Source organism: Dactylosporangium cerinum (assembly GCF_042653625.1).
GTDB classification, from domain to species: domain Bacteria; phylum Actinomycetota; class Actinomycetes; order Mycobacteriales; family Micromonosporaceae; genus Dactylosporangium; species Dactylosporangium cerinum.
On sequence record NZ_JBHSIU010000130.1, the window covers coordinates 566,237 to 591,134 of the forward strand.

Annotated in this window: 25 protein-coding genes; 13 read left to right on the forward strand and 12 right to left on the reverse strand. The window is 73.2% G+C overall.

Going from position 1 to position 24,898, the window contains the following annotated elements; all coding sequences use genetic code 11:
- Positions 1 to 69: 69 nt before the first annotated feature.
- On the reverse strand, positions 70 to 1,359 hold the full coding sequence (locus tag ACFPIJ_RS60465; RefSeq protein WP_380128616.1) for an FAD-binding oxidoreductase: 1,290 nt from the start codon (positions 1,357 to 1,359) through the stop codon (positions 70 to 72).
- 47 nt (positions 1,360 to 1,406) lie between these two features.
- Between ACFPIJ_RS60465 and pdxR the strand changes: the two genes are divergently transcribed.
- A complete protein-coding gene (gene pdxR, locus ACFPIJ_RS60470) occupies positions 1,407 to 2,801 on the forward strand; it encodes a MocR-like pyridoxine biosynthesis transcription factor PdxR (RefSeq protein WP_380128617.1) in 1,395 nt (464 codons plus the stop codon).
- Between the two features lie 131 nt (positions 2,802 to 2,932).
- Here pdxR and ACFPIJ_RS60475 read toward each other — a convergent pair whose 3' ends face one another.
- The 3 genes from ACFPIJ_RS60475 to ACFPIJ_RS60485 all read right to left on the reverse strand — a co-directional run bounded on the left by ACFPIJ_RS60475 (position 2,933) and on the right by ACFPIJ_RS60485 (position 5,082).
- Positions 2,933 to 4,063, reverse strand: a complete 1,131-nt coding sequence (locus ACFPIJ_RS60475) for a glycoside hydrolase family 12 protein (protein WP_380128618.1) — start codon at positions 4,061 to 4,063, stop codon at positions 2,933 to 2,935.
- Between the two features lie 99 nt (positions 4,064 to 4,162).
- Entirely contained in the window at positions 4,163 to 4,675 is a 513-nt protein-coding gene (locus ACFPIJ_RS60480) for a shikimate kinase (RefSeq protein ID WP_380128619.1), read from the reverse strand.
- 38 nt (positions 4,676 to 4,713) lie between these two features.
- A complete protein-coding gene (locus ACFPIJ_RS60485) occupies positions 4,714 to 5,082 on the reverse strand; it encodes an Mth938-like domain-containing protein (RefSeq protein ID WP_380128620.1) in 369 nt (122 codons plus the stop codon).
- 137 nt (positions 5,083 to 5,219) lie between these two features.
- Here ACFPIJ_RS60485 and ACFPIJ_RS60490 point away from each other — a divergent pair, with 137 nt between their 5' ends.
- The 3 genes from ACFPIJ_RS60490 to ACFPIJ_RS60500 all read left to right on the forward strand — a co-directional run bounded on the left by ACFPIJ_RS60490 (position 5,220) and on the right by ACFPIJ_RS60500 (position 11,266).
- Positions 5,220 to 8,900: a BTAD domain-containing putative transcriptional regulator gene (locus tag ACFPIJ_RS60490; protein ID WP_380128621.1), complete on the forward strand. Its 3,681-nt coding sequence runs from the start codon at positions 5,220 to 5,222 to the stop codon at positions 8,898 to 8,900.
- Between the two features lie 51 nt (positions 8,901 to 8,951).
- Positions 8,952 to 10,298, forward strand: a complete 1,347-nt coding sequence (locus tag ACFPIJ_RS60495; RefSeq protein WP_380128623.1) for an FAD-binding oxidoreductase — start codon at positions 8,952 to 8,954, stop codon at positions 10,296 to 10,298.
- A gap of 74 nt (positions 10,299 to 10,372) precedes the next feature.
- On the forward strand, positions 10,373 to 11,266 hold the full coding sequence (locus ACFPIJ_RS60500) for an acyl-CoA desaturase (protein ID WP_380128986.1): 894 nt from the start codon (positions 10,373 to 10,375) through the stop codon (positions 11,264 to 11,266).
- Here the strand turns inward: ACFPIJ_RS60500 and ACFPIJ_RS60505 are convergent.
- On the reverse strand, positions 11,263 to 11,709 hold the full coding sequence (locus ACFPIJ_RS60505) for a hypothetical protein (protein ID WP_380128624.1): 447 nt from the start codon (positions 11,707 to 11,709) through the stop codon (positions 11,263 to 11,265). The genes ACFPIJ_RS60500 and ACFPIJ_RS60505 overlap by 4 nt on opposite strands.
- A 261-nt stretch (positions 11,710 to 11,970) precedes the next feature.
- Here ACFPIJ_RS60505 and zwf point away from each other — a divergent pair, with 261 nt between their 5' ends.
- On the forward strand, positions 11,971 to 13,497 hold the full coding sequence (gene zwf, locus ACFPIJ_RS60510; RefSeq protein WP_380128625.1) for a glucose-6-phosphate dehydrogenase: 1,527 nt from the start codon (positions 11,971 to 11,973) through the stop codon (positions 13,495 to 13,497).
- 164 nt (positions 13,498 to 13,661) lie between these two features.
- Here the strand turns inward: zwf and ACFPIJ_RS60515 are convergent, their stop codons facing one another.
- On the reverse strand, positions 13,662 to 14,045 hold the full coding sequence (locus tag ACFPIJ_RS60515) for a VOC family protein (RefSeq protein ID WP_380128626.1): 384 nt from the start codon (positions 14,043 to 14,045) through the stop codon (positions 13,662 to 13,664).
- Positions 14,046 to 14,065: 20 nt separating this feature from the next.
- On the reverse strand, positions 14,066 to 14,776 hold the full coding sequence (locus ACFPIJ_RS60520; protein WP_380128627.1) for a peptidylprolyl isomerase: 711 nt from the start codon (positions 14,774 to 14,776) through the stop codon (positions 14,066 to 14,068).
- 235 nt (positions 14,777 to 15,011) lie between these two features.
- Here ACFPIJ_RS60520 and ACFPIJ_RS60525 point away from each other — a divergent pair, with 235 nt between their 5' ends.
- Together ACFPIJ_RS60525 and ACFPIJ_RS60530 are read left to right on the forward strand one after the other, a co-directional pair.
- A complete protein-coding gene (locus tag ACFPIJ_RS60525; protein ID WP_380128628.1) occupies positions 15,012 to 15,566 on the forward strand; it encodes a hypothetical protein in 555 nt (184 codons plus the stop codon).
- Positions 15,567 to 15,655: 89 nt separating this feature from the next.
- Positions 15,656 to 15,916, forward strand: coding sequence for a DUF7336 domain-containing protein (locus tag ACFPIJ_RS60530; protein ID WP_380128629.1), 261 nt, complete (start codon positions 15,656 to 15,658; stop codon positions 15,914 to 15,916).
- On the opposite strand, the gene ACFPIJ_RS60535 is transcribed toward ACFPIJ_RS60530, so the two are convergent.
- Genes ACFPIJ_RS60535 through ACFPIJ_RS60545 form a run of 3 tightly spaced genes read right to left on the reverse strand, consistent with a single transcriptional unit; the run spans position 15,900 to position 18,973 of the window.
- Positions 15,900 to 16,832, reverse strand: coding sequence for a fatty acid desaturase (locus ACFPIJ_RS60535; protein ID WP_380128630.1), 933 nt, complete (start codon positions 16,830 to 16,832; stop codon positions 15,900 to 15,902). The genes ACFPIJ_RS60530 and ACFPIJ_RS60535 overlap by 17 nt on opposite strands.
- A 39-nt stretch (positions 16,833 to 16,871) precedes the next feature.
- The gene (locus tag ACFPIJ_RS60540; RefSeq protein WP_380128631.1) at positions 16,872 to 17,861 is read right to left on the reverse strand and encodes a LacI family DNA-binding transcriptional regulator; all 990 of its coding nucleotides are present in this window, start codon (positions 17,859 to 17,861) and stop codon (positions 16,872 to 16,874) included.
- Entirely contained in the window at positions 17,861 to 18,973 is a 1,113-nt protein-coding gene (locus tag ACFPIJ_RS60545) for an epoxide hydrolase family protein (RefSeq protein WP_380128632.1), read from the reverse strand. The genes ACFPIJ_RS60540 and ACFPIJ_RS60545 overlap by 1 nt, the downstream gene beginning before the upstream one ends.
- A gap of 46 nt (positions 18,974 to 19,019) precedes the next feature.
- Here ACFPIJ_RS60545 and ACFPIJ_RS60550 point away from each other — a divergent pair, with 46 nt between their 5' ends.
- From ACFPIJ_RS60550 to ACFPIJ_RS60560, 3 genes are all read left to right on the forward strand, one after another.
- The gene (locus tag ACFPIJ_RS60550) at positions 19,020 to 19,565 is read left to right on the forward strand and encodes a CGNR zinc finger domain-containing protein (RefSeq protein ID WP_380128633.1); all 546 of its coding nucleotides are present in this window, start codon (positions 19,020 to 19,022) and stop codon (positions 19,563 to 19,565) included.
- Between the two features lie 94 nt (positions 19,566 to 19,659).
- Complete coding sequence (locus ACFPIJ_RS60555) at positions 19,660 to 20,334, forward strand: copper homeostasis protein CutC (protein WP_380128635.1); 675 nt, start codon at positions 19,660 to 19,662, stop codon at positions 20,332 to 20,334.
- An 81-nt stretch (positions 20,335 to 20,415) separates the two neighbouring features.
- The gene (locus ACFPIJ_RS60560; RefSeq protein WP_380128636.1) at positions 20,416 to 21,207 is read left to right on the forward strand and encodes a class I SAM-dependent methyltransferase; all 792 of its coding nucleotides are present in this window, start codon (positions 20,416 to 20,418) and stop codon (positions 21,205 to 21,207) included.
- Here ACFPIJ_RS60560 and ACFPIJ_RS60565 read toward each other — a convergent pair.
- The gene (locus tag ACFPIJ_RS60565; protein ID WP_380128637.1) at positions 21,183 to 21,758 is read right to left on the reverse strand and encodes a DUF4291 domain-containing protein; all 576 of its coding nucleotides are present in this window, start codon (positions 21,756 to 21,758) and stop codon (positions 21,183 to 21,185) included. The two genes, ACFPIJ_RS60560 and ACFPIJ_RS60565, sit on opposite strands and share 25 nt — an antisense overlap.
- 25 nt (positions 21,759 to 21,783) lie before the next feature.
- Here ACFPIJ_RS60565 and ACFPIJ_RS60570 point away from each other — a divergent pair, with 25 nt between their 5' ends.
- The 3 genes from ACFPIJ_RS60570 (at position 21,784) to ACFPIJ_RS60580 (ending at position 23,741) form a co-directional block, all read left to right on the forward strand.
- Complete coding sequence (locus ACFPIJ_RS60570) at positions 21,784 to 22,110, forward strand: MazG nucleotide pyrophosphohydrolase domain-containing protein (protein ID WP_380128638.1); 327 nt, start codon at positions 21,784 to 21,786, stop codon at positions 22,108 to 22,110.
- A 70-nt stretch (positions 22,111 to 22,180) separates the two neighbouring features.
- Positions 22,181 to 22,975, forward strand: a complete 795-nt coding sequence (locus ACFPIJ_RS60575) for an ABC transporter ATP-binding protein (protein WP_380128639.1) — start codon at positions 22,181 to 22,183, stop codon at positions 22,973 to 22,975.
- Positions 22,947 to 23,741 (forward strand): ABC transporter permease, encoded by a 795-nt coding sequence (locus ACFPIJ_RS60580; protein ID WP_380128640.1) that lies wholly within the window; start codon positions 22,947 to 22,949, stop codon positions 23,739 to 23,741. The genes ACFPIJ_RS60575 and ACFPIJ_RS60580 overlap by 29 nt, the downstream gene beginning before the upstream one ends.
- A gap of 25 nt (positions 23,742 to 23,766) precedes the next feature.
- Here ACFPIJ_RS60580 and ACFPIJ_RS60585 read toward each other — a convergent pair whose 3' ends face one another.
- Complete coding sequence (locus tag ACFPIJ_RS60585) at positions 23,767 to 24,783, reverse strand: LacI family DNA-binding transcriptional regulator (protein ID WP_380128641.1); 1,017 nt, start codon at positions 24,781 to 24,783, stop codon at positions 23,767 to 23,769.
- Between the last annotated feature and the right edge of the window lie 115 nt (positions 24,784 to 24,898).

Below are 24,898 nucleotides of genomic sequence, written 5' to 3' on the forward strand. Positions count from 1 at the left end.
CGTATTAACCCGTTTTCCGTCCGCGGGAGATTCGTGACCGCGAGTCCCAGATGGTGTCGGACATGGTGATCACGACAGGCTCCGGGTCGGCGCGATGTTCTGGTTCAGGTGGAAGACGTTCGCCGGGTCGTAGCGGTCCTTGAGCGCGGTCAGCCGGGCCAGCTTCGCGGGCGGGTACGCGCGGCGCACCCCGGCGGCACCCTCGTCGCCCAGGGAGTTGACGTAGACGCCGGCGGTGAACGGCTCGAGCAGCGCCGCCGCGGCCCGCGCGCGGTCCCGGCGGGCGTCGTCGTCGGCCGGGTCGGTCCATGAGGAGCCGGCGCCGAACTCGAACATCGTGTCGCGGTGCCCGAACGCCGTCGCGTCCTCGGCCACGTCGGCGATCGCGCCGCCGTACCCCTGCAGGCCGGCGCCGCAGTGCTCACCGGCGGCGATGAACGCGTCGACGGCCGCGTCGGGCATCGACTTCAGGTAGTGGGAGCGGCCGTACCGGCGCAGTGCGTGCCGCCCGTCGGTGTCGTCGCGTCGCTGCAGCTGCAGGTACGACATCGGCATCCGCCGCTCATCGCCACCTTTGTTGAAGGTGGGCCGGTAGCCGGTGTCGGGACCGGTCCACACGTAGCCGAGGGTGAGCGTGCCCGGGGCCGCCGACGCGGTGAACGTCGCCTGCCGGGGCGCGGTCAGGTGCTCGTCGCGCCAGCGCCGCATCGCCGCGTGCCGCCGGTCGCCGGTGAACGTGGACTCGACGACCAGCGCCTCGGTGCCGGTGTCGTGCAGCGCGAACTCGAACTCCGTCACGATGCCGAAGTTGCCGCCGCCGCCCCGCAGCCCCCAGAACAGGTCCGGGTGCTCGTCGGCGCTGACCCGGATGACCTCCCCGGCGGCCGTGACGAGCTCGTAGGAGATGACGTTGTCGCAGGCCAGGCCGTATTGGCGGGCCAGCCAGCCCATGCCGCCGCCCAGCGTGAGGCCGCCGACGCCGGTGTGCGACACGTTGCCCGCGGTGGTCGCGAGGCCGTGCCGCTGGGCGGCGTCGTCGAGGGCGCCGAGCAGCGCGCCGCCCTGGACGTATGCCCGCCGCCGCGCCGGGTCGACGCTCGCCAGCCCCATCGGGGTCAGATCGATCATCAGCCCGCCGTCGGTGACGCCGAACCCGGCCGCGCTGTGCCCGCCGCACCGCACCGACACCTCCAGGTCCCGCTCGCGGGCGTCGCGGACGGCGCCGACCACGTCCTGGACCGTCCGGCACCGCACGATCATCGCCGGGCGGCGGTCGAACATCGCGTTCCACACCTGCCGGGCCTCGTCGTAGCCGCGGTCGCCGGGGCGGAGCACCTCTGCTGTCCCTGTCATCGTCATGCGTCGAGCTTCCCCGCCGATTGGTCCCTGCGATAAGGTCCGTTTCCATGGCGGGGGAGAAGACCAATTCAGCCGCGGACCTCCTCGTGGAGCTCGACCGGACCGGCGGCGGGCCGCTGCACCGCCAGCTCGAGGCGTCGATCCGGGCCGGCATCCGCAGCGGGCGGCTCGCCCCCGGCAGCGCCCTGCCGCCCAGCCGCGCCCTGGCCGCGTCCCTCGGCGTCTCCCGCGGCGTGGTGGTCACCGCGTACGAGCAGCTGACCGCAGAGGGGTACCTGACCAGCCGCTCCGGCGGGTACACCACGATCGCCACCGGTGCGGCCGGCCAGGTCCCGGCCCCGGCGCCGCCCGCCGCACCCGCGGTGACCGTCACCTTCGGCTACGGACGGACCGACGTCTCACAGTTCCCGCGCGCCGCCTGGCTCCGCTCGGTCCGCCGGGTCCTGACGACCGCTCCGACGGACCGGTTCGGCTACACCAGCGGGCAGGGCGCGCCGGAGCTGCGGGCCGCCCTCGCCGGGTATCTCAACCGGGTCCGCGGCACCGACGCCCACCCCGACACGATCGTGATCTGCGCCGGCTACGCCCAGGCGGCGAACCTGCTGATCCAGGTCCTGGGGGGAACCCGCCTCGCGGTCGAGGACCCGTCCGCGGACGACGACGCCCGCACCCTGGCCGCCGCGGCCGGCATGTCGATCATCGGCGTGCCGGTCGGCCCCGACGGCGTCGACGTCACCGCACTGTCCACCGTGGACGCCGACGCGCTCGTGCTGACCCCGTCGCACCAGTGGCCGACGGGCGGGGTGCTGCCGGCCCCGGCCCGCGCCGCCGTGATCCGCTGGGCCGCGGCCCGCGACGCGCTCGTCGTCGAGGACGACTACGACGCCGAGTACCGCTACGACCGGGCCGCCGTCGGTGCGATGCAGGGGCTGGCCCCGGACCGGGTCGCGTACGTCGGCTCGGCCAGCAAGACCCTGGCGCCGGGACTGCGGCTCGGCTGGATGGTCCTGCCGCCCCGGCTGGTCGCCCCGGTGGTCGCGGCGAAGCTCCTCGCCGACCGCGGCTCACCGGCCATCGACCAGCTCACGTTCGCCGACTTCCTGACCCGCGGCGAGTTCGACCGGCACCTGCGCCGGATGCGGCCGCTGTACCGCCGCCGCCGCGACGTGCTGCTCGCCGCGCTGGCACGGCACCTGCCGCAGCTGCGGCCGGTGGGGGTGGCGGCGGGGCAGCATCTGGTCGCGTGGCTTCCGGCCGGCTGGTCCGAGGCCGCGGTGGAGTCGGCGGCGCTGGCGCGGGGGGTGGCGGTGCTGGGGGTCGGGCGGTATCGCATCGATCCGGCGGGGGAGCCGGGGCTGCTGTTCGGATACGGGTCGCTGTCGGAGCGCGCCATCGAGGAAGGCGTGGCGTTGCTCGCTGCGGCAGTCGCTGATGTCTCCTGAGCTGGTGGTTGCGGTCCGCGGTTTCCGGTCTTCATGACCTTCAAATTGAAGGTCATGAAGACCGGAACGCGCGAACCGCAACGGGAGGGTGGCGCCACCGGAAGACCCGGCGGCGCCGCCCCGTGGAGTGCTCAGCTGCAGGCAAGCGCGGGCGCCGGGTTGGACCCCGTATATGTGCCCTGGAAGCCGAACGTGGTCGACCCGCCCGGCGGGATCGTCCCGTTGTAGGACAGGTTCCGCGCCGTCACCGACGTGCCCGACTGGGTCACCGTCGCGTTCCAGGAGCTGGTGACGCGTTGGTTGCCGCTGAACGTCCAGGCCACCGTCCAGCCGGTCAGGGCCGCGGTGCCGGTGTTGGTCACCTTCACGTCGGCGGTGAAGCCGGTGCCCCAGTCGTTCTTCGTGTACGTGACGGCGCACCTGCCGTTGCCGGGGTTGGGTGGCGGGGAGGACGAGGTCGGCGGCTGGGACGTCGGCGGGGTGCCGTCGGTGGTCACCGAGAAGCTGTTGACGGCCAGGCCCTGGCCGCCGGTCCACGGCTCGAAGCCGGCCTGGATGCTGGTGAGGTACCAGCTCGTCTGGGCGTAGCCGCGGCTGACGGCGTCGGTGAGGAACGTCGCGGGGGCGAAGCTGACCGAGCCGGTGCCCTGGGTCCGCACGTAGGAGATGACGTTCCAGCCGATGTTGCCGAACCACACGTCCCACGTGCCGTTCGCGAGGCTCACGGTCGCGACCTTGCTGCCGACGGGCTGCGGCGCGCCGGCGTGGTTCACCCACACCATGATCTCGGCGCCGGTGTTCTGGCCGTCGGTGCGTGGGGTCGGGTCGAACCAGATGTCGTACGCGGCGTCCCACTGGCCGGAGCCGGGGTAGCTCATGCTGACGCTGGTGCGGATGGTGGCGAACCGGGAGTCGCTGACCCGCAGCGGCAGGATCGTGCCGCTGCTGCAGTTGGTGTAGTGGCAGCCGTAGAACACCGACGGGTACGAGGCCGGCGCGCCGTTGGTCGGCACGTTGTGGTTCGCCTGCGAGATGCTGAAGCCGGTGCTCGTGACGTTGATGCACTGGGTCTGGTCGGTGCCCCAGACGTTGTTCTGCACCACGTACCGTCCGCCCTGGATGGTCGTGGAGCCGTACTTCTCACAGATCGTGGTGTCGGCGTGGGCGCTGGTCGCGGCGGCCAGGATGGCGGTCCCGGCGGCGGCGACGAGCCCGACGGCGGCGAGCCCCGTGACGAGCACGGAGCGCAGGTGTCTGCTCATGTTCTCTCCCTTCCATCGAGCACCATGAGTGCTGTCCGGTGCGGGAGAGCGGTTCGTGCCGCGTTGAGGCGGGTTTGTTCCGAAAAGCGGGCGAAACTTTCAGTCGGCGGTCAGGAGGCGGGCCGCGTCCTTGTGGGAGCGGATCCGGATGAACTCGAGGTCCGTGCGTTCGGCCGCGGCCCGCGAGTAGCGCTCCCGGCAGACGCGGTGCCGGGTCCACGCCCAGCGCAGCAACGACTCCTGCGGGTCGAGCCGGAACAGGCTGCTGAGCCGCTCCCGGTTGCCGTTCCACAGCTCCTCGCGGGTGACGGCCCGCCGGATCGTGCGCCACAGGACCTGCCGGATGACGGTGCGCCGGGGCAGGTCGAACCAGATGACGGTGTCGGCCCGCGCCCACACCAGGTCGCGGACGGCGCTGTAGTTGCCGTCGATCACCCAGCCGTCGCCGTCGACGATCCCACCGACCGTCTTTCGGAACTCGTCGACGCCGATCGGCTCCCAGTCCGGGAGGTGATGGATCGAGTCCAGCTCCACGAACGGCACCCCGAGCCGGGCCGCCAGGGCCCGGCCGAGCGTGGACTTGCCCGAGCCGGAGTTGCCCACCACCGACACCCGCTGCACCTGCCGCCCCCGTCCTGTGCCTGCAAGCGTCAGCAGGTGCTGTGGAACAACCCACCGACCGCCGCGGACCCGATCAGGCTGTTATACAGGTCGATGGCTTCGCGGGTTTCCGCGACGTGCACCTCGATCCCGCGCGCCTCGAGCGCGTCCACGGTCTCGTCCGGCACGCCGAGCTGCTCGTCCATGCCCAGCGACAGCACCACGACCGTGGCGCCGTGCTCGAGGAGCTCCTCGGCGTCGGCGACCTGGATGCCGGGGGAGTGCCGCGTCCCGGTCTCGCTCCAGTCCCACGCCCGCCCGCCGCCCGGCCACACCTTGAGGTCCTTGACCACGCCCAGCCCCTCGACCTCGAGCCGGCCCCAGCTCGCGTCGATGATCCGCGGCGACCGTGCCTCCATGGCGGAAACCCTCTCATCAAGTGATGATCCGACCCTCGAAGGTACGCCGATCGCGCAGATCCGGTTGAACGGCTGAGGAGACGTCCGGGGCGGCCGGTGTACCTTGATCGCTCGGGTCGTGCGGTCAGGGAGGATCGGTGCAGGTCACGCCGCTGTCCGGCAGGCTTTGGGTCAGTGTGCTCGGGGACATGACCGCGACCGTCGACGGCGCGTTCGTCGACCTCGGCGGGCGGCGCCAGCGGGCCGTGCTCGCGGTGCTCGTGCTCCACCGGGGCGACGTGGTGCCCACCGACCGGCTGATCGACTGCGTCTGGAGCGGCCGGTCGCCGGCGAACGCGGCCGGGGCGCTGCAGGCGTACGTGTCGCACCTGCGCCGCAGGCTGGAGCCCGGCGCGACGGCGCGGGCGCGCGGCAACGTGATCGCGTCGCGGCCGCCCGGGTATGCGCTGACGCTGGACCCGGAGGCGGTCGACGCGTGGCGCTTCGACCGGTCCATCACCGCGGCGCTCGGCACCGGCGACCACGGCACGCAGCGGGACCTGCTCGAGGGGGCGCTGCGGCTGTGGCAGGGGCCGGCCTACGCGGAGTACGCCGACGAGGCGTGGGCGCAGGCCGAGGTGGCGCGCCTGGCGGAGCTGCGCGAGGTCGCCCGGGAGCAGCTGCTCGCGGCCCGGCTCGCGCTGGGCGACAGCGCGCTGCTGGTGCCCGAGCTGGAGCAGCTGGTCGCCGAGGAACCGCTGCGGGAGCAGCGCTGGCGGTTGCTGGTGCTCGCGTTGTACCGGGCCCACCGGCAGGGCGACGCCCTGGGCGCGCTGCGGCGGGCCCGGCAGACGCTGTCCGAGCAGCTCGGCGTGGATCCCGGGCCGGCGCTGCGGGCGCTGGAGGCCGAGGTCCTCGCGCAGGCCGAGACGCTGGACGCGCCACCGCGGCCGGAGGCGGCCGTCCCACCGGGGCCGGCGGTCGGGGGAGAGGACCACGAGGCAGCGGATCGCACCTCCGGGGGAACGTCCTCGCCGGAGGCGGCGACCGGTCTGCCCTCTTCCGTGCCGTCGGAGGGGGTGCCGGTACCCCCGCGAAAAATGACTGACGAGCACCTGGTGGATCGCGATCAGGAGGTTGCGGACCTGCGGCTCGCGGCCGGCGATGCGTTCGGTGGGGTGCCGCGGCTGGCGATGATCGAGGGGCCGGCCGGGATCGGCAAGAGCCGGCTGCTGACCGAGGCCCGGCGGATCGCGGACGGTCACGGGGCGGTGACGCTCACCGCGCGGGGCAGCCAGTTGGAGAAGGAGTTCGGCTTCGGTGTGGTGCGGCAGCTGTTCGAGGCGCTGCTCACCGACCCGGCGGCGCGGGAACGGCTCCTGGCCGGCGCCGCCGCGTCGGCCGCGTCCGTGTTCGACATCGGGCTCGCCGCGGGCGAGCACACCGAGCGGGGCGATCACACGTTCGCGGCGCTGCACGGGCTCTACTGGCTGACCGCGAACGTCGCTGCGACGCGTCCCCTGACCATCGTGGTGGACGACCTGCAGTGGTGCGACACGGGTTCGCTGCGGTTCCTGGCGTACCTGGTGCGCCGGCTCGACGGGCTGCCGGTGCTGCTCGTGGCGACGCTGCGCACCGGGGAGCAGTACGACGACGACGCGCTGATCTCGGAGCTGCAGCTCGACCCGGCGACCACCCCGGTGCGGCCCGGGCCGTTGAGCGCCGGCGGCGTCGCCGACCTCGTGCGGGAGCGGCTCGGCGACGGGGCCGAGCCCCGGTTCGTCGCCGCCTGCCACCGGACCACGTCCGGCAACCCGCTGCTGCTGCGGCAACTGCTGCGGGCCCTGGAGACCAACGGGGTCCGGCCCACCGACGCGCACGTCGGCACGGTGACCGCGATCGGCTCGCGGGCCGTGTCCAGCATGGTCCTCATCCGGCTGCGGCGGATGCCGGCGGCGAGCACCGCCGTCGCCCGGGCGATCGCGGTCCTCGGCGACGGCGCGGGCCTGCCGACGATCGCGGCCCTCGCCGGCGTGGACGAGCCGGCCGCGGCGGCGGCGGTCGCCGCGCTCGCCCGGGCGGAGGTGGTGCGGCACGAGTACCCGGTCGGGTTCGTCCACCCGCTCGTGCGCGACGCGGTCTACCAGGACCTGCCGCCCGGCGAGCGGCAGCTGCACCACGAGCGGGCCGCCCGGGTCCTCAGCGGGCTGTCGGCGGCGCCGGAGCAGGTCGCCGCGCACCTGCTGCAGATGCCCGAACGCGCCGACCCGTGGGTCGTGGGCGTGCTGGGGGCCGCGGCCGACACGGCGCTGCACCGCGGCGCACCCGACGGCGCCGCCGCCTACCTGCGCCGCGCCCTGGCCGAGCCGCCCGTGCCGCAGCAGCGCCCGGCGGTGCTGCTGCAGCTGGGGCAGGTCGAGACGCTCAACGACGGCCCGGCGGCGATCGCGCACCTGCGGGCCGCGTACGACGACCCGATCACCGACCCGGCGACGTTCGCGGCGGTGTCCCGGATGCTCATCCACACGCTGATCTTCACCGGGCCGGAGGGCAACGCGCCGGAGTTCGCGCGCCGGGCGTCGGCGCGCCTGGACGCGTCGTTCACCGACGAGCGGCAGGGCATGCAGGCCCTGGAGCGCATCGCCGGATACATGTACAGCGGCGCCCCCGACGCGTTCCCGGCGCAGACGCCGGCGATCTCCGGCGACGGGCTCGGCGCCCGGATGCTCGCCGTGTGCCACGCCTGGCAGGCCTTCGTCAACGGCGAGCGGCGCGCCGAGGCGGTGCGGCTGGCCCGCTTCGCGCTCGCCGACGGGATCCTGCTGCGCGGCGATCCCGGGCTCTTCTGGGTCATCGCGGGCGTGGTGCTCGAGGAGGCCGACGAGGACGCCGGCACGCTGTGGGACGACGCGCTGAAGCTCGGGCACACCCGCGGGTCGCTGTTCACCGTCCTCGCCACGCACCTGTGGCGCGGGTGGCGGGAATGGCAGCGCGGCGACCTGCCGGAGGCGTGCACGTCCCTCGTCGCCGCCAACGAGCAGAGCCTGCGCTGGGGTGGCGTGCCCGCGATCGGCATCTCCTACGGCGAGGCGTACCTCGTGCGGGCTCTCGTCGACCGGGGCGAGGTGGGCGAGGCCCGGGCGTTCGTCGAGGAGCACGGCAGCCGCCCGCGCGTCGGCGACGGCATCCGGCTGTTCAACCAGGCCTCGGCGACGTTGCTGATGGCGGAGGGGCAGCATGAGCGGGCCCTGGCCCTGCTGGGCACCGGCCACTCGGGCAATCCGATGTGGTTCGAGGAGCGTGGCCTGCGCGCCTCGGCGCTGGCGGCGCTGGGGCGCACCGATGAGGCGGTGTCACTGGCGTTGTCCGATATTTCGGATGTACGGCGTTGGGGTACGCCGCGCGGGGTCGGGCGTGCCCTGCGGGTCCTGGGCGAGCTGCGCCAGGACCGGGCCGATCTCGCCGCCGCCGTCGAGACCCTGGCCGGCACGCAGGCCCGGCTCGAGCACGCGCGGGCGCTGTTCGCCCTCGGCGACCTCGACCGCGACGCACCGATGCTCCGCGACGCGCTGCGGCTCGCCGAGGAATGCGGGGCGGCGCCGCTGCGGTCCCGGGTCGCCGCCGCCCTCGCCGGCCTCGGCGAACCGGTCCCGGCGCAGCCGTCGGCGTCGCTGACCACCGGCGAGCGCCGCATCGCCTCCCTCGCCGTGGGCGGCGCCGACGACCGCGACATCGCCCAGGCGCTGTTCCTGACCCCGCACATGGTGAGCGACACCCTCGCCGCGATCCGCCGCAAACTCGGCGTCACCACCCTCGCCGAACTGCGGGCGCACGTCTGACTCAGGTCTCTCGCAAGTTGGCTCCAAGGGCGTTGCCGCAGCTTGTACCGCATGACCACTGTTTCGAACGCACTGCGCGGCCTCTGCGGCGGCGCGCTCCACCTTCCCGGTGACCCGGGCTACGACACCGCACGGACCCCGTGGAACGTCGCGGTCGACCAGCGGCCGGCGGCCGTCGCGTACCCCGCCGACGCCGCCGAGGTCGCCGCCGTCGTCCGCGCCGCAGCCGGCGCCGGGCTGCGGGTCGCGGCGCAGGGCACCGGCCACAACGCGGGCCCGCTGGGGCCCCTCGACGACGTGATCCTGCTGCGCACGTCCGCGATGACCGGCGTCACCGTCACCGGCCGCACCGCCCGGGTCGAGGCCGGCGCGCTCTGGATCGACGTGGTCGAGCAGGCCACGCCGCACGGGCTCGCGGCACTGCACGGCTCGTCGCCGGACGTCGGCGTCGTCGGGTACTCCCTCGGCGGCGGCATGGGCTGGTACTCCCGCGCCCTGGGCCTGCAGTCGAACGCCCTCACCGCCGCCGAACTCGTCACCGCCGACGGCACGCTGGTGCGCGTCGACGCCGAGCACGAGCCGGAGCTGTTCTGGGCCCTGCGCGGCGGCGGCGGCAACTTCGGCGTCGTCACCGCCGTCGAGTTCGACCTGTTCCCGATCAGGACCGCATACGCCGGCCTGCTCGCCTGGGACTGGCAGGAGGCCGCCCGGGTCCTGCCGGCCTGGCTCGACTGGGCCGCGACCGCGCCCGACGAGGTCACCACCGCCCTGCGGCTGCTGCAACTGCCGCCGCTGCCGCAGCTCCCGCCGGACCTGCAGGGCCGCCGGCTCCTCGTCGTCGACGGCGCCGTCCTCGGTGCCGCCGGCCCGGACGTCGTCGCGCCGCTGCGGGCGCTCTCGCCGTTCCTGGACACGTTCGCCGACGCGCCGGCCGCGTCGCTGATCCGGCTGCACCTGGACCCGGAGGGCCCGACCCCGACGGTGTCCAGGACGTCGCTGCTCGGCGACCTGCCCGCCGCGGCCGTCGACGCGCTGCTCGCGGCGGCCGGCCCGGACTCCGGGACGTCGCTGCTTGTCCCCGCCGAACTGCGGCAACTCGGCGGCGCGCTCGGCCGGCCCGCCCCGGGCGGCGGCGCGCTCAGCTCGTTGAACGGCGCGTTCGCGCTGTTCTCGTGCGGGATCGCGGCCACGCCGGAGCTGGGCGCGGCGGCCGCCGCCGACGGCGGCCGGGTCGTGTCGGCGCTGGCGCCGTGGGCGACCGGGTCGCAGTATCTCAACTTCGCCGAGGAACCGGTCGCCGCCGACAGCGCGTTCGAGCCGGCCGCGCTGCGGCGGCTGCGGGCGGTCCGGGCCGCGGTGGACCCGTCGGGGCTGTTCGTCGCCAACCACGTCATCTGAACGTCGCGGACCGGCATCCTGCGCGCGGGGTGCCGGTCATCGCGGCGGGCTAGCGTGCCGGCGTGGCACTTCCGATGCTGGCCGCGAAGCGGCCTCTGCCCGCCCAGGTGGCGGTGTACGCGTTCGTGACGGTGCCGTTCCTGGCCCTCGTCACCGCCGTCCCGTTCGCCTGGGGCTGGGGCCTTACCTGGCTCGACGCCGCCCTCGCGGCGGCCTTCTACACCGCGACGTGCCTCGGCACGACGGTCGGCTTCCACCGGTACTTCACCCACGGCGCGTTCAAGGCCCGCCGGTCGCTGCGGATCGGCCTCGCCGTCGTGGGCAGCATGGCGGTGCAGGGGCCGATCCTGCACTGGGTGGCCGACCACCGCCGGCACCACGCGTTCGCCGACAAGGACGGCGACCCGCATTCCCCGTGGCTGTTCGGCACGGGTCCCGCCGCGCTCGCCCGCGGGTTCTGGCACGCCCACCTCGGCTGGGTGCTCGACCGGGGTCTGACCAACCAGCAGCGCTTCGCCCCGGACCTCCTCGCGGACCGTGACATCCGCCTGGTGCACCGGCTCTTCGGGCCGCTGACGGTGCTGACACTGCTGCTGCCGGCCGTCATCGGCGGGCTGGTCACCTGGACCTGGTGGGGCGCGGCGACCGCGTTCTTCTGGGCCGGTCTGGTCAGGGTCACCGCCCTGCACCACGTCACCTGGTCGGTGAACAGCGTCTGCCACATGATCGGCGAACGGCCGTTCGCGGCCCGGGACCGGTCCGCGAACTTCTGGCCCCTCGCCGTGCTCAGCATGGGCGAGTCGTGGCACAACCTGCACCACGCCGACCCGACCAGTGCCCGGCACGGCGTCCTGCCCGGGCAGATCGACATCTCGGCGTGGCTGATCCGGCGTTTCGAACGGGCCGGCTGGGCGTGGGACGTGCGCTGGCCCACCCCGGAGCGGCTGGCCCGGCTGGCAGCTTCTTAGAGGTACACGTCGATGCGGCCGCTGAACATGCCGTTGCCCTGGGCGAGCCGCGCCTGGGCGGCGGCGTCGGCGGTCCGCTCGAGCTGCAGCCGGTTCTCCTCGGCCCGCTGCCGCAGCTGGTCCTCCAGGCGCAGCTGGTCCTGGATGCGCTGCTGGTCGTCGAGGCGCTGCTGGTCCTGCACCCGCTGCTGCTGGATGCGGTACTGGTCGTCCTGGTACTGCTGCACGTCGTCGGCGCGGCGCTGATCCTGGCGCACCAGATCCTGGCGGACCGACTGCTGGTCCTCGACCCTGCGCTGGTCCTGCAGGCGCTGGTCCTGGTGCCGGTCCTGGGTCCGCTGGTCGTCCAGGCGCTGCTGGTCCACCAGATCGACCTGGCGCTGCTGCTGCACCTGGGTGGCCGTGAGACCCGTGGTGGTGGCTGCTACCGGTGTGATCGACATCGCGCATCCCCGTCCTGCGACCCGATTACTCTCCGCTTGCTCCTGACGACTCTACGTTACTCGCCATGATCGCCACTCACCAGCCCGGTGCCCAGTGTTACCCATGTGTTCCATGAGGGGCGACGGGATCGAGGGCCGTGCAACCGCTTGCCTGACCGTAGGCTTGAATACGCGAGACGCCGGTCACGTTCTGGAATCGTTGCTGTGCGTGGCGGTTGACTCGTAGTGTCACGGCGGCAGTCCGAGGAGAGGCGCGCATCCATGCCCAGCGAGCACGGCACGATCGGCGAGCACGTCACCATCCCGCAGGAGTCCGACGACCGGCAGGCCCCACCGGCGACGGTCGTCATCTTCGGTGCCTCCGGAGACCTGACGCGGCGCAAGCTGATCCCCGCGATCGAGAGCCTGGCCCGGCACAACCGGCTCACCGAGCGGTTCGCCGTCGTCGGCGTAGCCCGGACCCCGATGGACGACGACCAGTTCATCCACGCCGTGCTCGGCGACCGGGGCCTGTCCGGCATGCCGCAGCTGGCCGGCGCCGTGCGGTACATCTCCGGCGGCTACGACGACCCGGAGACCTACAAGCGCCTGGCCACCGTGCTCGACGAGCTGGACCACCAGCGCGGCACCGCGGGCAACCGGATCTTCTACCTGTCGACCCCGGCCGAGGCGTTCCCGCTCGTCATCAACGGCCTCGCCGGCGCCGGGCTGCACCAGTCCCGCGAGGACTCCTTCGCCCGTCTCGTGATCGAGAAGCCCTACGGGCACGACGAGGCCAGCGCCAAGCAGCTCGACGCCACCGTGCACGCCGCCTTCGACGAGTCGCAGGTCTTCCGCATCGACCACTACCTGGGCAAGGACACCGTCCAGAACGTGCTCGCGCTGCGCTTCGCCAACGCCATCTTCCAGCCGATCTGGGACCGCACCTGGGTCGACCACGTGCAGATCACCGTTGCGGAGACCCTCGGCGTCGGCACCCGCGGCAGCTTCTACGAGCACGCCGGCGCCATGCGCGACATCGTGCAGAACCACGTGCTGCAGGTCCTCGCCCTCGCGCTGATGGAGCCGCCCGCGTCGTTCAGCGCCGAGGCGGTCCGCAACGAGAAGGTCAAGCTCCTCCAGGCGATCCGCCTGCCCAGCGGCCGCGCGATCGACGACATCGCGGTGCGCGGGCAGTACACCCGTGGCGGCTCCCGCTCCGAGCTCATGGCCGGCTACCGCGAGGAGCCCGGTGTCGACCCCCTGTCGCGCACCGAGACCTACGCGGCGCTGCGCCTGGACGTCGACAACTGGCGCTGGGCCGGCGTGCCGTTCTACGTCCGCACCGGCAAGCGCCTGCCGAGCCGGGTCACCGAGGTGGCCCTGCAGTTCCAGCGCCCGCCGCACCTGCCGATCCCCAACCGGCAGCTGACCGAGCTGCAGCCGGACGCCCTCATCCTGCGCATCCAGCCCGACGAGGGCATCGCCCTGCGCTTCGGCGCGAAGGTCCCGGGCCACTCGTTCCGGGTCCGCTCCGCGAGCATGGACTTCTCCTACGACAAGACCTTCCGCGAGGAGTCCCCCGAGGCCTACGAGCGCCTCCTGCTCGACGCCCTCATCGGCGACACGACCCTGTTCATCCGCTCCGACGAGGTCGAGCAGTGCTGGCGGATCGTCGACCCGATCCTGGAGCGCTGGGCCGAGGACACCGGCCCGATCCCGACCTACGAGGCGGCCTCCTGGGGCCCGACGGAGGCCAACCGCCTCATCGAGCGCAGCGGCCGCGCCTGGCGCAACACGGTCGCCTGACCTGCCCCGGCTGAGGGACCACATTCCGCGGTCCCTCACCGCGGTTCGAGATCGAAGCGACCATGCTCGTCCGGATGGGCCGGGCGAATGGGCCGCATCAGTCGATGTCCATCGGCTGCCGTGCCGCCCATGCCCATGCGTGGAACTCGTCGTGAACGACGTGCTCAGGGCCAGCGGGTGGCGTTCGCATCGGTGAGGATGCCGGGGCGGTCCAGGACGACGCAGAAGGTGACGCCGGCCGGGTCGCGCATCACCCACCAGCGGTCCTGACGCTCGACCCGGGTCGCGCCGAGCGCCTCCAGGCGGGCCACCTCGGCGTCGAGGTCGTCGGTGTGGATGTCGACGTGCACGCGTGGGCCGCCGTCGCGGAGTTGCTGGGCGAGCAGCACCAGGTCGTGGTGCGGGATCAGCGCCCCGTGGAACTCCGGATACTTTCCGACCTGTTCCAGCGGGGCGCCGAGGGCACCCCGCCAGAAGGTCACCGTCGCGTCGTGGTCGGCGGCGGGCACGTCCAGGACGATCGTGTACAGCCTGCTGTAATGAGCCACGCCGCAGAATGTACCGGCCGCTACACGGCCAGGATGATCGATGTGCGCAGCGCCGGGGCGCCGTCGACCGGGGCCGGGTCCTCGGGTGTCGGGGCGACCCCGCCGGCGGCGATCCGGTCCAGGGTGTGCAGGCCCAGCGGCCGGACGCTGCCGAAGATGGTGTAGTTGGGCCGCAGCGCCGAGTCGGCGAAGACGAGGAAGAACTGGCTGCCGTTGGTGTCCGGGCCGGCGTTGGCCATGGCGAGGACGCCGCGGGCGTACACCTTGCGCGCGCCGGTCGGGTCGGTCGGCGCCGGCGGCAGGTTGGTGGGCAGTTCGTCCTTGTAGCGGTACCCCGGGCCGCCCTCACCGGTGCCGGACGGGTCACCGCACTGCAGGACCTTCAGCGTCGGGTACGTCGTCAGCCGGTGGCACACGGTGCGGTGGTAGAAGCCGTGCCGGGTCAGGTGCAGGAAGCTCTGCACCGTGCACGGTGCCTGGGCCCGGTCCAGGGTCAGCGGGATGAGGCCGAGGTTGGTGACCAGCGTGACGGTGACCGTGCCCCGCGACGGGGTGTGCCGCGGATCCCTGGGCAGCGGCACCGGCCGGACCGCCGGATCGTCCGGTGTCGGCGTGTATGCGCACGGCCCGCCGGTGGGAACGGGCTCGCCGGACGCCTGCGCGGGCGTGGCGGCGAACGCCGAGGTGGCGATCAGGGCGAGCACGGCCACGGCGACACGAGTTCGGACCACGATGTCCTCCATCGAAGATTAGGAATCTCCAAGAGGTCTAACGGATGTCGATGTCTGGCGTCAAGGCCCCTTTCCGGGTTTGCGGTGGAACGGTGGTATAGCAACGGTCCTGCCCCTTCCTGTTGTTCACCTCTTGCATGTCCGGCGTGCGCGTGTGGCCGCGCCTGTTGGTCATGCGCCGTCCCGAACGTGTGTCCCAGTGGGTGGGCGTTCCTGGCGGGCGAGGGGGCAGCGGGTGCACCAATCGAGGTTCGTCTTCTTAGCATTGGCCGGGGCGGCCGCCGATGACGGCACGGTCGCCGCGGCCACGACCTGGATGCTGGTGTCGCCGAACAACCGGCCGCTGGGCAGAGCGGCGCGGACGTTCGACACCTACGGGGCGTGCCGGGACGCGGTGCTGCACCTGCAGGCCGGGTTCGCCGCGGTGCGCAGCACCGTCGCCGCCGTGGAGTCCAACGGGCAGTGGGTCTGGCGGGCGGAGGTCGGCGGCACGACCGTCGGCATGTCCAGCCGCTCCTACCTGCGCGCCAGGGAATGCCACTACAACCTGGAACGCTTCCTGGAAGCCGTGCCGGCGGCGCTCGTGGTGGCCGGCACCCGCAGTGTCCGAGGCGGTCACCGCATGGCGTTCGACGCCACCGGCGGCCTGGCGGCGCTGCCGCCCAGCCCGGCACCGTGGGGCGCCCGGGGCCCGCACGCCGACCGCCCTCGCCACGGGGAGCGCGGCGCGCGGGCCTGGGGCGCCCACCCATTGGCGCCGGCCCCCGCACCCGGCCGCCCACCGGTGTGACGGCCGCACGGTCACCGTGGGTACATCGCCTCTGCACTCGGTGAATCTCACCCGGCGGGGGTGCCTTGTATCGATGTAGGTTACCGGGCATGGACGTGTTCCTGCTGTGGCACGTGCACCATGCGGGCCCTGACCACCGTGACACCGACGGCGAGCTGAGCTGGGACGAGGCGGACGGCGACGACGTGAAGATCCTCGGGGTCTATTCGACCGAGGAGCGGGCCCGGGAGCGCATCGCGCGGGCGCGCGAGCTTCCGGGGTTCTTCGACGAGCCGGACTGCTTCCTGATCGCCGCCTCCGTCGTCGACGACGACCAGTGGACGGAGGGGTTCGTCACCGTGACGGAGTGAGTGGCTCCAGCCCCAGCAGGGCCGGTTCGGGGACCGGCCCGCGCAGCTGGCGGGCGACGGCCGTGGCCCAGCCGAGGTGCCACTCGTCGGCGTCGGCGTGGAAGGCGGCCCGCAGCTCGAACCAGTGCAGCCCCGGGTGCCGGTGGTGCACGCTGTGCAGGTTGAACGCGAGGACGAACAGCTCCAGCGGGCGCGGCAGCCGCAGGTTCATCGCGTCCAGGGGGCGCTCGAGCCGGGTGCGGTAGTGGTAGGCGTTGTCGGCGAGGGACACCAGCAGCGCCCGGCCGCCGACGGCGGCGGCGAGCATCCACGCGTGCCGCCCGTAGCCGGCCACCGCGGCGGCGTAGGTCGCCACGACGGCGAGGGCCTCGATCCGAAACCGGCGCAGCGTGTCGCGCCGGGAGACCCGGTCGAGGAGCAGGCCGGTGACGGAGTCCAGGGAGTCCGTGCGGCGCACCAGCCACCGCCACCCGGCAGCGGGCACGACGGCGAGGACCACCGACGCGGCCTCCAGGAGGTAGAGCCCGCCGAGCAGGCGCGGGTAGTAGCCGCGCGCCGCGGCGAGCCAGGTGGTGACGGCCGGGTCGTAGACCTCGGTCCGCTCGCGGCGGGTCCGGCTGTAGCGGTGGTGCAGCAGGTGCCCGGCCTTCAGCAGCGCGAACGGCGCGCCGTAGCCGGTGGCCAGGACCCGGGCGAGGCGGTCGTTCCAGCGGCGGTCGCGCAGCAGGGTGCCGTGGATCCCCTCGTGGATGAGCGACCACAGCGGGACGGTGGTGAGCACGACCGGCACCAGCAGCCAGCCCCAGCGCGGGTCGGCGGGCAACAGCCACACCGGCAGGATCAGCAGTTGCAGCACGAGCGTGCCGGCGGCGGCGGTGGTCAGTACCCCCGAGATCAATGTCTGACGGGCAGCCATGCCCGCAAGGTAACCCGCGCGCAGGTCGCCTGGGAGAACTCAGCCTGAACTGCGGCGGACGGTCAGCGAGGTCGGGAAGGTGCCGTGCCAGCCGGAGCCGACCTCGCCGGCGAGCAGGGCCCGGGTCGCGGCCGCCGCCATCTCCTCGACGGGCTGGCGCACCGACGTCAGCGGCGGGGTGGTGCACGCGGCGATGAGGCTGTCGTCGAAGGCGATGACCGCGACGTCCTCCGGCACCCGCCGGCCGGCCGCGGCGAGGGCCTGCAGCGCCCCGGAGGCCATCAGGTCGCAGGCGACGAACAGCGCGTCGAGGTCCGGGTGCTCCGCCAGCAGCTGCCGGGTGGTGGCGGCGCCGGTCTCCCGGGTGAACTCGCCGCCCTCGCCGGTGATCGGGTCGAGGCCGGCGTCGCGGACCGCGGCCAGATATCCGGCCCGGCGGTCGACGGCGTCGCTGATGTGCGCCGGCCCCGGGACGGCCGCGATCCGCTTGCGCCCGTTGCGGTGCAGGAGCCGGACCGCCTCATACGCCCCCGTGGTGTTGTCCGGCACGATCGACGGCACCGGCTCGGTGGTCCGGCCCATCGACACGACCCGCGGGCAGACGGCGTGGAAGTCCGCGGCGAGCGCGGGCGGCACGTTGACGAGGATCGCGCCCACGCTGGCGGAGTGCGCGACCCGGTCGAGCAGCCGGGGCGCGTCGGGCAGCCCGACGACGTGGACCCGCATCTGCGCCTCGGAGTGCCGCAGCCCCTCGACGATCCCGGCGACGACCCGCCCGTAGTAGGGGTTGGTGCCGAAGCTCGTCGGCTGGTCGTCGACGACGATCAGCTCGACGACGTCGCCGTGCCCGCGGGCCAGGGCCCGGGCGACCGGGTCGGGCCGGTAGCCGAGCTGCTCGACAGCCCGCCGCACCTGCTCGCGGACCTCCTCCGCGACGCGCGAGTTGCCGTTGATGACCCGCGAGACCGTGGCCCGGGAGAACCCGGCGACCTGCGCGACGTCGTCAAGGGTTGGCCGTTTGTGTTGCATCACGTGAGTTTATGGTCTGATCGGAAGGCATTGCGAATCTCGCTCACGAACAATGCAGGCTGCTCCGCCGCCAGGAAGTGCCCGCCGGTGCCCGCGTGCGCGACCCGGGTCAGCCGCGGATACGCCCGCCGCAGCCACTCCTCCGGCGGCACCGGCAGCCGCGGCTCGTTGGTCACCAGCACCGACGCGGGCACCTGGATCACGTCCCGCGGCCCCGGCGGTGACGACAGTGCATAGAGACGGGTCGAACTGGCGATGGTGTCGGTCAGCCAGTACAGCATCACGTTGGTCAGCATCAGGTCGGCGCCCGGCGTGGACGCGGGGTCGCTCCAGGTGAGCCACTTCTCCAGGATCCAGGCCGCGAGCCCGACCGGCGAGTCGGTCAGCGCGAAGGCCAGGGTGTGCGGCCGGGTCTGCTGCACGTGCGCGTAGGCGCCCTCGGTCCGGTCCCACTCCCGCGACGCGACCAGGTAGTGCTCCTCCGCCGCGGTCAGCGCCGCACCCGGCGGCACGTGCGCGTCCAGCCAGTTCGCGGTCTGGATCGCGGTGACCGTGTCCGCGTGGTGGATGCCGAGCCGGTTGACCACCCCGCCGCCGATGTCGTCGCCGTGCGCCACGTAGCTGCCGAACCCGAGATGCTGCACCATCAGCCGGTCGAACAGCCGGGCGATCGCCTCCCGGTCCAGGTCCAGGTGCAGCGCCCGGTCCGACAGCCCGTAGCCCGGCAGGGCCGGGATCACCACGGTGAACGCGTCCGCGGGGTCGCCGCCGTGCGCCGCCGGGTCGGTCAGCGGCCCGAGCACGTCCAGGTACTCCACGAAGCTGCTCGGCCACCCGTTGACCAGCAGCAGCGGCCTCGGGCTCGGTCCTTTGCCCTCCGCCACGAGCACGTGCAGGCGGACGCCGTCGACCGTCACGAACCGGTGCGGCAGCGCGGCGATCCGCTCGGCCTGCGCCGGCCAGTCGTAGCCGTCGCGCCAGTAGGCGATGAGCTCGTCCAGCCGCGCCACGGTCTCGGGTGTCTCGCCGCCGCCACGGATCGGCGCCGCCGGAAGGCGCGCTGCCGCAAGCCGCCGGCGCAGGTCGTCGAGCCGCTCCTCGGGGAATCGCATCCCCGCATGTTACGCCCTAACCGGCTTTGACTGTAACCTGGTGGGCATGGATCACCGGCCACCGGCCCCGGGCGGGCTCGCCCTCGTCGAGGCGTTCCTGCGTACCCGTAACGAGGCCACCTCCCCGGAGACCCTGGCGACGTGGCTGCGGGCGCACGGGTTCCGCTGTGGTCTCCTCACCGCCGACGCGTTTTCGGCTGCTGCAGGGGTACGGGAAGCCATCCGCGACCTGGCTGACGCCAATACCGGGTTGCCGCCGTCGCGCTTCGCGGCCGAAGCCCTCGACGCCCTTCTCCTCGAGCACCGGGTGACCCCGGCCCTCACCGGTGACCCGGCGTCGCCCGGGGTCCGTTGGCGCTCGGCCGGCACCACCGACGCCCTTGCCGCGGCGCTCGCCACGATCCTGGGTGGCGTGGTGACGGCGATCGCGGACGGCACCTGGCCGAGGTTCAAGACCTGCGCCGCCGACGACTGCCGCTACGCCTTCTATGACCACACCCGCAACCGCTCGGCCCGCTGGTGCGACGTCGCCGGCTGCGGCGTCAACACCCGCATGCGCGCGTACCGCACCCGCCGCACCCCGCCCCCGTGATCCGGTAGACCTTGTGCACCCCTGGGTGCCCGAGGTCTTCCGGATCACAGGCGGGAAACGGGCCGTAGGCGGATGGCGCTGGCAGGATTGGGTCATGATCATGCCGCTGCTGGAGGTCATCGCCCTTGATGCCGCAGATGCCCGGAATGCGTGGGACGGTGGTGCGGACCGGGTGGAGCTGGTCAGTGACATGGCCGCCGCGGGGCTGAGCCCGGCGCCCTCGACCGTCGCCGCCGTGCGCGCGGCGGTCGACCTGCCGGTGCGGGTGATGCTGCGATCCCGGGCGGACTTCGCGGCGGGCGACCTCGACGCCCTGCGGCGCACCGCGAAGGAGCTGCGGTCCGCCGGGGGTGACCAGTTCGTCCTCGGGTTCCTGGACCGCAACGGCGACGTCGACCTGCCGGCGGTCCGCACGGTGGTCGACGCCCTGGACGGCGCGCCCTGGACGTTCCACCGTGCGATCGACCACGCCGGCGACCGGGCCGCCGTGTGGGCCGCGATCGCCGGGCTGCCCGGGCTCGACACGGTGCTCACCGCGGGTGCTCCGGCCGGGCTTTCCGAAGGGCTTGCCACGGTCCTCGGCGAGGCGTCGGCGGGCGGGCCGCAACTGCTGGTCGGGGGTGGGCTGCGCGACGAACACATCGCGCCGTTGCGTGCGGCCGGGGTGACCGCCTTCCACTCGGGCGCCGCCGTCCGGCGGGACCGGGACTGGGACAACCCCGTCGACCCGGGCCTCGTGCACCGGCTCCGGGCCAGCCTCACGGGCTAGCGTCTGTTGCACAAGGGGGCCGGTGCGTGGGCCCGCCGTAGCCCGGCCATCCCTTGTGCAACAAACGCTAGGTTCGGAGGCATGCTGGAGTACCGGACGCTCGACCCGCTGCGGGTGCGCATCGAGACGCACCTGCGGCACAGCGAACGCGACGACGACGTGGACGCCGCCGTCCTCACGGCCGTCGGGCACACCGCCGCCGATGCGGTGCTCGACGTCGGCTGCGGCACCGGAGCGTTCCTGCGCCGGCTGGCGACCCCAGGAGCGAACCTGGGAGCGCCCCCGGGAGCGACTGCGAAAGCCACCGGGGTCGACACCTCGCCGGCCGCCGTCGCCGCGCTCGACGGCACACCCGGGGTGGAGGTGCGCCTCGGCGACGCGGCCGCGCTGCCGTGGCCCGACGGCACGTTCGACGTCGTCACCGCCCGGCACATGCTGTATCACGTCGGCGAACCCGTCGAAGCGATCCGGGAGGCGCGGCGGGTGCTGCGGCCCGGCGGGCGGTTCGCGGCCGTGGTCAACATCCGGGACGCGTATCCCGCAATCCACGGACTCATCCGGGACGCGGTCGCGGCGCACGGGTTCGACCCCGGCGTCTACACCGTTGCCGTGCACGGCGACAACCTGCCGGGCCTGGTGGCGGCGGTGTTCGGGGAGACGCGGGTGGAGCGGCACGACAACGCCCTGGTGTTCCACGAGCCGGCGCCGCTCGTGGCCTACGCGGTGTCGATGCTCACCGGATTCGGCGTCCGCGACGACGACCCGGCGCGACCGGCCGTCGTGGCGTGGATCGCGGCGGAGGCCGCCCGGTGGTTCGACGACGGCGGGACGGTCCGGGACCCGAAGGGCTACGTGATCGTCACCGGCTGGTAGGGGCGTTCGGCCGGCAGCAGCGCCCGTGCCTCGTCCAGCGACCGGGCCCGCACCAGGGCGTGGATCTCGTGGGCGAGGGGCGTGACGTCGCTGATGGAGACGGTCCAGTCGTCCACGTACCGGTGCACGGCGTCACCGCTGAGCCCCAGCTGCAGCGACCGGTGCGCCAGGGGCTGCAGCTGCAGCGAGCGCTCCGGGTCCCACTGGACGCGGACCGGGCTGGTGCGCAACTGCCGGGACCAGTCGGCCCGGCTGGCGTGCACGGCGGGGGAATAGTGGCTGAGGCACGCGCCGGCGACCGCGGCGTCGAACCCGGCGCGGCGCAGCCGGACCGCGAGCACGTGTTCCTGGCCTTCCTTCATGGCCCAGCCGCTGCGGTACATCATCCACAGGAACGACGGCTTGACCCAGGTCATCCGGTCCCGTTTGAACGGCGGCACGAACCGCTGCGCGGCGACGGCCGGCACCGCGATCGCGGGGGAGTAGGCCTGGTAGACGGTGATCGTCTCGTCGTCGTAGACGGCGCGGATCTCGTGGGGCGGCACGGACAAAAGCCTAGAAGGCTAGGGTGCCGGGATGCCATTTGATTTGAGCGAACTGCCCGACACGGCGGCGGACATCGCCAAGCACCTGGAGGCGGCCGGGTTCACCGAGTCGGCGCAGCTGCGGCAGACCCTCGCGCTGGCGGAGGAGGTCGGGGAGTTCGTCGGGGCGGTGCGCCGGCACGCGGGGATGGCGCGGCGGCCGGGGCCGTTCAGCGACGTCGAGGCGGAGCTCGCGGACGTGGTGCTGACCGCGTTCGTCACGGCGCACACCATGGGCATCGACCTGCGCCAGGCCATCGAGGACAAGCTGGCCGTCGTCTACACCCGGGGCTGGCGGCAGACCGACAGCGCGCAGTAGCGCGGTTCCGGAACCAGGCGTCCCGGAACCGGAAGGATCATTAGCCCGGCTAACGAGCTATATTGGCGGTGTGGAACCTGATGAACCGGCCGTGCGCATCGATGGGCTTCGGCACCGGTTCAAGGAGACCGTCGCGGTCGACGGCCTCGACCTGGTCGTCCACCAGGCGGAGATCTTCGGCCTGCTCGGACCCAACGGCGCCGGCAAGACGACCACCATCCGGGTGCTGACGACCCTGCTGCCGCCGCAGACCGGCACGGTCGAGGTGTTCGGCCTCGACGTGCGCCGCCGCAGGATGGCGGTGCGCCGGCTGATCGGCTACGTGCCGCAGGCGCTGTCCGCGGATCCCGCGCTCAGCGGCCGGGAGAACGTCGCGCTGTTCGCCCGGCTGTTCGACGTGCCGCGGGCGCAGCGCCGGGACCGCACCGCGGAGGTCATCGACGCGATGGGCCTCGCCGACGCCGCCGACCGGCCCGCCGGCACCTACTCCGGCGGCATGGTCCGCCGACTGGAGCTGGCGCAGGCACTGGTGAGCGCGCCGCGGTTGCTCGTGCTCGACGAGCCGACGATCGGCCTCGACCCGGTCGCCCGGGCCGGGGTCTGGGAGCGCATCCACGAGACCCGCGCCCGCACCGGCATGACGGTCCTGGTCACCACCCACTACATGGAGGAGGCCGCGGCCAACTGCGACCGGGTCGCCCTCATGCACCGCGGCCGGATCCGTGCCCTGGACACCCCCGCGGCGCTGGTCGCGTCGCTGGAGGGGGAGGCCGCGAACCTGGACGACGTGTTCCGTGAGTACACCGGCGACGACCTCGACGGGGGAGGGTTCAAAGATGTCCGTGTCGCTCGCCGCGCCCGTTGAACCGGTCCGGCTGCTCGCGTCCCGCACGTTCGCGCTGTGCCTGGTGGAGCTGCAGAAGCTGCGCCGGGACCGCACCGAGGTCGTCACCAGGGCGATCCAGCCGGCCCTGTGGCTGATCATCTTCGGGCAGACGTTCACCCGGCTGCGCGTCGTGCCCACCGGGGACGTGCCGTATCTCGACTTCCTGGCCCCCGGCATCCTGGCCCAGTCGGCGCTGTTCGTGTCGATCTTCTACGGCATCCACATCATCTGGGAACGCGACGCCGGGGTGCTCGCGAAGCTCATGGTGACACCCACCCCGCGGGCCGCGCTGGTGACCGGGAAGGCGTTCGCCGCGAGCGTGCGGGCCCTGACCCAGGCCCTGGTGGTCGTCGTGCTCGCCGCGCTGCTCGGCGTCTCCTTCGACCTGAACCCGCTGCACCTGCTCGGCGTCGCCGGCGTCCTCGTCCTCGGCTCGGCGTTCTTCTGCTGCCTGTCGATCACCCTCGCCGGCCTCGTCCTGAAACGCGACCGGATGATGGGCATCGGTCAGGCGATCATCATGCCGCTGTTCTTCGCCTCCAACGCGCTCTACCCGGTCACCGTCATGCCGGGCTGGCTGCAGGTCCTCAACCACGTCAACCCGCTCAGCTACGAGGTCGAGGCGCTGCGCGGCCTGCTCATCGGCACGCACGCCCGGCTGCTGCTCGACTACGGCGTCCTCGTCGGCTCCGCCGCCGTCGCGATCGTCGTGGCCTCGGCGATCCTGGGCCGGCTGACCCGCTGAAGCGAAGCCCGCCGCAGCGGGCCCGTCAGAGCCTGGGTCCGGTGGATCCCCGCACGGTCAGGTGCACGGGCAGCATCACCGACTGCCGCATCGCCGGCGCGCTCGGGTCGAGGCGGGACAGCAGCATCGACACCGCGACCCGCCCGGCCTGCTCGATCGGGGCGGTGAGGGTGGTCAGCGGCGGGTGGCAGAAGTCGGCGCCGAAGATGTCGTCGCAGCCCACGACGCTGATGTCCTCCGGCACCCGGATCTCCCGCTCCCGCAGCCGCTGCAGGACGCCGATCGCCAGCAGGTCGTTGAACACGATGCAGGCGGTCGCCCCGGTGTTGAGCACCGCGTCGGCGGCCGCGGAGCCGGAGCGGCGCCCCGACGGGAACGGCCCGACCCGGGTGAACGTCAGGCGGTGCCGGGCCGCGACGGCCTTGACCGCGTGCCAGCGGGCCTCGTTCGGCCAGGACCGTTCGGGCCCGGACACGTAGGCGATGGACCGGTGGCCGAGGGAGATGAGGTGCTCCGCCGCCTGGCCCATCCCGGCGGGCGTGTCGATGATCGCGCTCGGCACCCCGCGGACGTTGCGGTTGATGGTGACGAGCGGGATGTCCTCGGCGAGCGCGGCGAGCGCCCGGTCCGGCAGGCGGGACGCGGCGAGGATCGCGCCGTCGAGGGAGCGGCGCATCTTGTGCAGCAGCTCCACCTCCAGGTCCCCGGAGTCCTCGGTGTCGATCAGCAACTGCGCGTAGCCGGCCGCCTTCAGCTGCATCTGGGTGCCGCGCAGCACGCCGAAGTAGAACGGGTTGGTCACGTCGGAGACCAGCACCGCGATCGCACCGGTCCGCCCGGAGCTCAGCGCGCGCGCCTGCGAGTTGGGCACGTAGCGCAGCTCGCGGGCGGCGGCCTCGATCCGCTCCCGGGTCGCCGGGTTGACCCGGCCCGGGTTGTTCAACGCGCGCGACACCGTCGACGCGGCGACCCCCGTGGCCGCGGCGATGTCGTTGATGGTGACCGGCCGGTCACCGGATCCGAACTGGTGTGCACGGGGCATGACCAACAGCAGAGCAGACGATGGCAAACGATGGCAAGCGGTTGCCGCCATGAATGCGCCGCTGATAGCGTCCGGCTCAATCCGCCGTCAAGCAGCATCGATGCGCCCAGGCCAC

Bases quoted from the DNA above. Each gene is read 5' to 3' on its own strand.
- ACFPIJ_RS60465 (WP_380128616.1), bottom strand. From the start codon at position 1,359: ATGACGATGACAGGGACAGCAGAGGTGCTCCGCCCCGGCGACCGCGGC.
- pdxR (WP_380128617.1), top strand. From the start codon at position 1,407: ATGGCGGGGGAGAAGACCAATTCAGCCGCGGACCTCCTCGTGGAGCTC.
- ACFPIJ_RS60475 (WP_380128618.1), bottom strand. From the start codon at position 4,063: ATGAGCAGACACCTGCGCTCCGTGCTCGTCACGGGGCTCGCCGCCGTC.
- ACFPIJ_RS60485 (WP_380128620.1), bottom strand. From the start codon at position 5,082: ATGGAGGCACGGTCGCCGCGGATCATCGACGCGAGCTGGGGCCGGCTC.
- ACFPIJ_RS60495 (WP_380128623.1), top strand. From the start codon at position 8,952: ATGACCACTGTTTCGAACGCACTGCGCGGCCTCTGCGGCGGCGCGCTC.
- ACFPIJ_RS60500 (WP_380128986.1), top strand. From the start codon at position 10,373: ATGCTGGCCGCGAAGCGGCCTCTGCCCGCCCAGGTGGCGGTGTACGCG.
- ACFPIJ_RS60505 (WP_380128624.1), bottom strand. From the start codon at position 11,709: ATGTCGATCACACCGGTAGCAGCCACCACCACGGGTCTCACGGCCACC.
- zwf (WP_380128625.1), top strand. From the start codon at position 11,971: ATGCCCAGCGAGCACGGCACGATCGGCGAGCACGTCACCATCCCGCAG.
- ACFPIJ_RS60530 (WP_380128629.1), top strand. From the start codon at position 15,656: ATGGACGTGTTCCTGCTGTGGCACGTGCACCATGCGGGCCCTGACCAC.
- ACFPIJ_RS60535 (WP_380128630.1), bottom strand. From the start codon at position 16,832: ATGGCTGCCCGTCAGACATTGATCTCGGGGGTACTGACCACCGCCGCC.
- ACFPIJ_RS60540 (WP_380128631.1), bottom strand. From the start codon at position 17,861: ATGCAACACAAACGGCCAACCCTTGACGACGTCGCGCAGGTCGCCGGG.
- ACFPIJ_RS60545 (WP_380128632.1), bottom strand. From the start codon at position 18,973: ATGCGATTCCCCGAGGAGCGGCTCGACGACCTGCGCCGGCGGCTTGCG.
- ACFPIJ_RS60550 (WP_380128633.1), top strand. From the start codon at position 19,020: ATGGATCACCGGCCACCGGCCCCGGGCGGGCTCGCCCTCGTCGAGGCG.
- ACFPIJ_RS60555 (WP_380128635.1), top strand. From the start codon at position 19,660: ATGATCATGCCGCTGCTGGAGGTCATCGCCCTTGATGCCGCAGATGCC.
- ACFPIJ_RS60560 (WP_380128636.1), top strand. From the start codon at position 20,416: ATGCTGGAGTACCGGACGCTCGACCCGCTGCGGGTGCGCATCGAGACG.
- ACFPIJ_RS60570 (WP_380128638.1), top strand. From the start codon at position 21,784: ATGCCATTTGATTTGAGCGAACTGCCCGACACGGCGGCGGACATCGCC.
- ACFPIJ_RS60580 (WP_380128640.1), top strand. From the start codon at position 22,947: ATGTCCGTGTCGCTCGCCGCGCCCGTTGAACCGGTCCGGCTGCTCGCG.
- ACFPIJ_RS60585 (WP_380128641.1), bottom strand. From the start codon at position 24,783: ATGCCCCGTGCACACCAGTTCGGATCCGGTGACCGGCCGGTCACCATC.